We start from the raw sequence: 5,990 nt of genomic DNA, 5'->3' as shown, positions 1-5,990 counted from the left end.
CCACTACGCCCAGTGGGAACAGCAGGCCGCCGACCTCGTCGCCCAGCACTGGAACAAGTAAGACCAACAAGCAAGCGAGACAGTGAAAAGGCCGGCACCCCGAACCGGGGTGCCGGCCTTTTCACGCGTACCCGACGGGTCAGGCCGGGGGCAGCACGAACGTCCACGTGGTGGTGGTCGTGCTGGCCGCGGCGCCGGTGGCGGTGAGCCCGCCGTAGCTGCTGGTCGGCACGCTGCTCGCCGAGTCGGCCAGCAGGCCGGTCACCCGGCCGCCACCGGTCTGCGAGGTGTTGCTGCGCACCGCCACGCCGGCCGGCGCGGTGAGCGCGGTGGAGGTGCTGTCGCCGTGCAGCCAGTACGACACGGCCCAGCTCTGCGCGGCGGTCACCGGCGCGTACGGGGTGATCCGGGTGGCGGTGCTCGCCGGATCGGTGGCCCGGGTGAAGACCGGCGCGGTCGGGGCGACCCCCCGGTACGCGGCCAGCACCAGGTTGCCCTTCGCCTGACTGTCCAGCGTTACCCGGACGGCCGTGCCCGCGTCGCCCGCGCCCGCTGTCTTCCACCAGGCGGTGGTGGTGGCGAAGCCACCGTCGAGGCGGTCGAGCCTGGTCCAGCCGGTCACCCCGGTCGGCTCGCCGGTGCCGGTGTGCGTGTTCTGGCTGAGCAGGAGCAGCAACGTGTCACCTGCCTGCACGCCCGCCGGGACGGTGACCGTGTGGCTGGTCCAGTTGGCGTTCGCGGTGGCCTGGCCGACGAACGAGATCCGCTCCGGTACGGGCGCCACGGTCACGTCGACGGTCGCGGTGCCGGTGGCGCCCCGGTCGTCGGTGACGGTGAGCGTGACCGGGTAGGTGCCGGCTGCCGCGTACGTGTGCGACGTGGTCGGCACGGAGGCCGTGCCGGCGGTGTCCCCGTCGCCGAAGTTCCAGCCGTGGTCCTGGATCGCGCCGTCGGCGTCGGTGGAGGCCGCGCCGGTGAACGTGCACACCAGGCCGGAGCAGGTCGGCGTCAGCGCTGCCACCGGCGCCTGGTTGGCCGGGCCGCCCGATCCCTTCAGGATCTTCACGTAGTCGATGTCGCCGGCGAAGTAGTCGCAGGTGACCTTCGTACCGTCGCACTGGCTCTTGCCGCCGGCGGACAGTGGCCAGGTGTTGGCGATGGTGCCGGTCGGCCCGTTGAGGCGGCTGGTCCGTACGCCGTCGACGTACATCTCCACGTACGCCGACGTGCGGTTGCAGGTGACCGTGTGCCACTGGCCGTCGGCGATCGGCACGTCGGTGTAGCCGGTACGGGAGGCGCCGTCCGCGCCCCGGAACAGGCACTTCGGCTTGCCGTTCGGGGCCTCGAACTTCCAGTAGCCGCCGGCCGTGTTGCCCTGTCCCTTCTGGAGGATGTTCCCGAAGGAGTACGTGGTCCGGTAGCGGATCGTCACCGAGAAGTCCCCGGCGTCCGGGTTGAAGTCGGTGCTGTGCGGCACCAGGTCGACGTGGCCCGGGACGTACTCCTGGTCGGTGGGCAGGTGGGTGGCGAAGCGGTGGCCGGTCGCCCCGGCGTAGAGCGCGCCGGTGACCACCTCGCCGCCGATCGTGCCGTGGCGGCCGTTGCCGCTGTAGTCGGTCAGCACCGTCGACGACGCCGGCTCGTCCATGCTGAAGAACGCCACCGTCCGCGTCGCGGTGGCCTGCGCGGGCGCGGCCGAGACCGTCACCCCGGCCGCCGCGACGACAGCCGCCACCCCTAACCGGGCGGCCGTCCGCCGCCACCGTCCCCGCTCGATCATGTGCATGTGACCGCCTCCCTGCGCATCGGGCATCACAGTGACACGCGCGGTGGCAGCGGCTGAATAACCCGCACGGTGGAGCCGGGTGACCGATGTGGCCGGTACGAACCGTCCGGTGGGATACGTCCACCGATCGACCGGCGGCGCCGGCGGGCGGGGAGGGTGACTCTCGGTGGGCGATACTGGGTTTGAACCAGTGACCTCTTCCGTGTCAAGGAAGCGCGCTCCCACTGCGCCAATCGCCCGGGCAATCGCGAGCGGACGACGGGATTCGAACCCGCGACCCTCACCTTGGCAAGGTGATGCGCTACCAGCTGCGCTACGTCCGCGTGCCGCCGGTTCGCGCTGGCGACGGGATGAACTCTACCCGATGCCAAGATCGCCGTGCGGCACACCCCCGCCGCCCCGGGTGGCCGTGTGGTTGCGCTGCTCGCCGCCGGGGTACTGAGGCCGGTGACAGCACAACCATCCCCCGAAGGAGGCTGTCGTGGGTATCGGTACGAGCATTTTCCTGATCGCGGTCGGCGCGATCCTCACGTTCGCGCTCAACGCCAGCGTCGGCGGGGTCGACCTCGACGTCGTCGGCTGGATCCTCATGGCGGCCGGCGTCCTCGGCCTGATCATGACCACGCTGGTGTGGGGCCGCCGTCGCCAGGTGGTCACCACCACCGCCGAGCAGCCGGTGGAGTACCGCCGCGTCGAGGAGCGCCGGGACGTCGCCCCGCCGATGTGACAGCGGCCGGGGCCGACGGAGCTGATCGGTCCCGGACCGGGCCGGCCGGATCACCAGATCCGGCCGGCCCGTTCTGCTACGGGCGCTCCCCGGCGATGGCGGCGCGCAGCCCGTACCAGCCGATCGCGGCGACGAGCGCCACCTGGAGCAGGTAGCTCACGACGCCCACCGCGCGACCGGCGTCCTGCGGAACCAGCACGAACGCCACGACGTAGACGAGCGCGGCGACGACCAGCGGGCGCGGCATGGTCCGGCCGATCAGGATCCCGACGAGCGCCAGGACCATGCCGAGGACGATCGCCACCTGGCTGCCGAGGATTGCCGGGAGCAGCCCGTCCAGTTGGTCGTTGAACACGTCGAACAACGCGCGCCCCTCCTGCTCCGGCAGGACGGCCGGGTCGGCGGCGTAGGCGAACGGCAGCACCTCGGCGGTGATCGCCAGCGCGAACACCACACCGCCGAGGCCGGCCAGGAAGGCCCCCACCAGGTTCAGCACGCCCGCCGGGCCCCGGGCGAGACAGACGATGAACACCGCCGCGGCGATCCAGGAGACGGCGTACGCGGGCCCGCCCAGGTAGAGGTTCATGGGCCAGTACGCGGACCCCAGCTCGCGGACGTCGTCGTAGTGGATCGCGCCGTCGAACGGCGGCTCCCACAACATGAACAGGGTGCGGCCGGCCAGGGCCACCAGGAGCAGGACGTAGAGCGCGACGAGCGCGACGCGGCGCAGCTTCGGTGCGGGCACGGTGAGAGCCTCCGTCGATTCAGGTGTCGCCCCACCGTGCCGAGGTACCGCCCGCACCGGCATCGGCCTCAGCACCTATCTTCGGGAAAGCCCTGCTCAGCGCGGCTGTCGCGCGTGCTCCAGCCAGATCCGCGCCGCCCGTACCCGCCGGTTCGTGTCGCCGCCCGGGGTCAGGTCGAGCTTGACGAAGATGGCGCGCAGGTGGGCGTCGACGGTCCGCTCGGAGACCACGAGCTGCGCCGCGATCCCGGCGTTGCTGGCGCCTTCGGCGAGCGCGGCGAGCACCTCGCGCTCGCGCGCCGTCAGCCCGCCGACCGATGCCGGCACCGAACCGGCCGAGACCCGCGCGCCGGCCGACTCCGGGGCATGCACCACCGCACCGGAGACGTCCGGCGCGGCCGTCGCCGCCCCGTCCCGGCCGGGCGTCTCGACGACACCCGCCGTCCCCGCCGCGCTGGTCGTCCCCGCCGCATCGGGCGTTCCGGGGTGCGGTGGCGCGTCGCCTGCCGCCGTACCCTCCGCACCGCCTCGCGGCGTCACCGGCGCCACCGCCGGCCCTGCCGGCCCGGCGGTGAGCAGCGCCGCCAGCCGGCCGGTGCCGGCCCACGCCCCGCCACCGGCCACGACGGTCAGCGCCGACACGACCAGGGCGACCGAGGTCGGGCCCAGCGACGATCCGGGAGCGGCCACGAGCGTGCCGGCGCCGACGACCAGCAGGGCCGCGGCGGCCAGGCCGGTGGCGCGCACCACCGCGCCGACCCGGCGAGGCTCGGTGGTGCCCCGGGCGGCGGTGACCGCGCAGGCCACGGCGAACACGGCGGCGGCGGACAGGGCCACCAGGAACGCGACCGAGCCCAGCGACGGCTCGACGTCACCGGGGGCGCGTGCGACCGCGAGGAGCAGGCAGAAGACGACAGTCAGCGGCGCCGCGGTGGTGGCCGCGGCGGCCACGCCGAGCCGCGCCCGCACGGTGTGGTGCGAGCCGAGGGCGGCCCGCCAGAGCGTCACCGGCAGCAGGAGCAGCGCCGCCACACCCAGCAGGGTGACGGCGGCGCCGACCGGGGCGAGGGCGGTACGCCACGACTCCCCCGCGATCGTCGGCAGCCCGTCGAACGGCTCGGTCGCCGTCGTCAGCAGCGCGTTGACGAGCACGGCCGTGCCGAGGACGAGGCCGACGTACCGGTGCGCCTTCGGGGTGACGGTGCCGGTGCGGACGGCGGCCGAGGCGGTCAGTTGCAGGAGCGCGAGCGGCGGGATCCACGCCGAGTTCCACGCCGCCACGGCCGGACCGGCCCACCGGTGCCCGGCCGCGACGGTGGCCACCGCCAGGACGGCGAGCCCCAGGTACGCCAGCAGCGACGCGGCGAGCCCGGTCGCCAGCCGCCCGGCGGCACGGTGACCCGACCGGGCGAGCCGGGACGCGGCGACCGCCGCGGCCACTGCCGCCACGGCCAGGGCGAGGGCACCGGCCGGCTCGGTCGCGAAGCCGCCGTGACCGGCCGCCCCCAGGGCGGCGAGCGCGACGACGCACGCCCCCGCCGTGGCGCCCGTGACGACGGGCAGGCCCAGCAGCGCGGGCACCGGACGGACGGAGGCGGTCATCCGCGGCTCCCCCGCCGGACGGCCGACCGGGCACCCGGCCGCCGATCGGCGGCTATCCGGGTCGGATGCGCGACGGCGGCCACCGGACCATTCAACCCGGTACCCCGCCCCGTGGTCGATGCCGCGCCGTCCGGGTCAGCTCCGCATCAGCTCGTTCAGCGCGTCGAAGTCGAGCCCGCCGGCGAGCGCGCCGTACGTCCCCGCGCCGAGCACCTCCGCGGCCGCCCGCTGGGCCAGCGCGTACGCGGCCTCGGCCACCGCCGGTCCGATGCTCACCCGGGCCACGCCGAGGCGGGCCAGCTCGCCGATCGGCGGCGCGCCCGGCCCGGCCAGCACATTCAGCGGTGCGGGGATCGCCGCCGCCAGCGCGGCCACCGTCTCCGGTTCCACGGTCCCGGGTACGAAGATCCCGTCCGCGCCGGCGGCCAGGTACGCCTCGGCCCGCGCGACCGTCTCGGGTACGCCACCGGCGCGGCGCAGATACGTGTCCACCCGCGCGTTGACGTACAGCGGGATGCCGGCGCGGTCGGCGGCGGCCCGGACCGCGGCGAGCCGGGCGACCTGCTCGTCGACCGGGCGCAGCGGCCCGCCGCCGTCGTGCCGGGAGTCCTCCACGTTGACGCCGACGGCCCCGGCGGCGAGCACGGCGGTGATCGTCTCGGCGACCTCGGCGGGGCTGTCGCCGTACCCGGATTCGATGTCGGCGGTGACCGGTACGCGGACCGCGTCGGCCACCCGGCGGATCACGTCGACGGCGGTGTCCCGGGCGAGCGCGTCGCCGTCCGGGGCGCCGCGACTCCACGCGACCCCGGCGCTGGTGGTCGCGACCGCGCGGGCGCCGGCCGCGGCGACGATCCGGGCGCTCAGCGCGTCCCAGGCGTTGACCAGGATCAGTGGTTCACCGGGCAGGTGCAGGGCGCGGAACTGCCGGGCTCGGGTCTGCTGATCGTCCACCGGGCCAGTCTGGGTGGGGCGATCCGGCCGCGGCAATGGCCAGCGGCGCGGCACTGGACTGACCGATGACGACGAGAAAGGCCGTGTCGAATGATCGACACGGCCTTTCCGCTGGTGGGCGATACTGGGTTTGAACCAGTGACCTCTTCCGTGTCAAGGAAGCGCGCTCCCACTGC

5 protein-coding genes and 2 tRNA genes are annotated in these 5,990 nt (G+C 74.5%); 1 reads left to right on the top strand and 6 read right to left on the bottom strand.

From position 1 onward, the window contains the following. Window positions 1-139: 139 nt before the first annotated feature. The 3 genes from V6U82_RS31440 to V6U82_RS31430 form a co-directional block, all read right to left on the bottom strand. Entirely contained in the window at window positions 140-1,786 is a 1,647-nt protein-coding gene (locus tag V6U82_RS31440; RefSeq protein ID WP_334467645.1) for a PKD domain-containing protein, read from the bottom strand. Window positions 1,787-1,953: 167 nt separating this feature from the next. Further along, window positions 1,954-2,025 (bottom strand) — tRNA-Val (locus V6U82_RS31435). Window positions 2,026-2,036: 11 nt separating this feature from the next. Beyond that, window positions 2,037-2,109: transfer RNA gene (locus V6U82_RS31430), tRNA-Gly, on the bottom strand. Window positions 2,110-2,267: 158 nt separating this feature from the next. Between V6U82_RS31430 and V6U82_RS31425 the strand changes: the two genes are divergently transcribed. Next, a complete protein-coding gene (locus V6U82_RS31425) occupies window positions 2,268-2,513 on the top strand; it encodes a DUF6458 family protein (protein WP_013284878.1) in 246 nt (81 codons plus the stop codon). 76 nt (window positions 2,514-2,589) lie between these two features. Here V6U82_RS31425 and V6U82_RS31420 read toward each other — a convergent pair whose 3' ends face one another. The 3 genes from V6U82_RS31420 to V6U82_RS31410 all read right to left on the bottom strand — a co-directional run bounded on the left by V6U82_RS31420 (window position 2,590) and on the right by V6U82_RS31410 (window position 5,814). Beyond that, on the bottom strand, window positions 2,590-3,258 hold the full coding sequence (locus V6U82_RS31420) for a hypothetical protein (RefSeq protein WP_334467643.1): 669 nt from the start codon (window positions 3,256-3,258) through the stop codon (window positions 2,590-2,592). 96 nt (window positions 3,259-3,354) lie between these two features. Then, window positions 3,355-4,860 carry a helix-turn-helix transcriptional regulator gene (locus tag V6U82_RS31415; protein ID WP_334467641.1) on the bottom strand — a complete coding sequence of 502 codons (1,506 nt, stop codon included), beginning with the start codon at window positions 4,858-4,860 and terminating at the stop codon, window positions 3,355-3,357. 135 nt (window positions 4,861-4,995) lie between these two features. Then, a complete protein-coding gene (locus tag V6U82_RS31410; protein WP_334467639.1) occupies window positions 4,996-5,814 on the bottom strand; it encodes an isocitrate lyase/PEP mutase family protein in 819 nt (272 codons plus the stop codon). Between the last annotated feature and the right edge of the window lie 176 nt (window positions 5,815-5,990).

This window comes from Micromonospora sp. CPCC 205554, assembly GCF_036902745.1.
Taxonomy (GTDB): Bacteria; Actinomycetota; Actinomycetes; order Mycobacteriales; family Micromonosporaceae; genus Micromonospora; species Micromonospora tulbaghiae.
This window is presented reverse-complemented; position numbering and strand designations above follow the sequence as displayed.

Bases quoted from the DNA above. Each gene is read 5' to 3' on its own strand.
- V6U82_RS31440 (WP_334467645.1), bottom strand. From the start codon at position 1,786: ATGCACATGATCGAGCGGGGACGGTGGCGGCGGACGGCCGCCCGGTTA.
- V6U82_RS31415 (WP_334467641.1), bottom strand. From the start codon at position 4,860: ATGACCGCCTCCGTCCGTCCGGTGCCCGCGCTGCTGGGCCTGCCCGTC.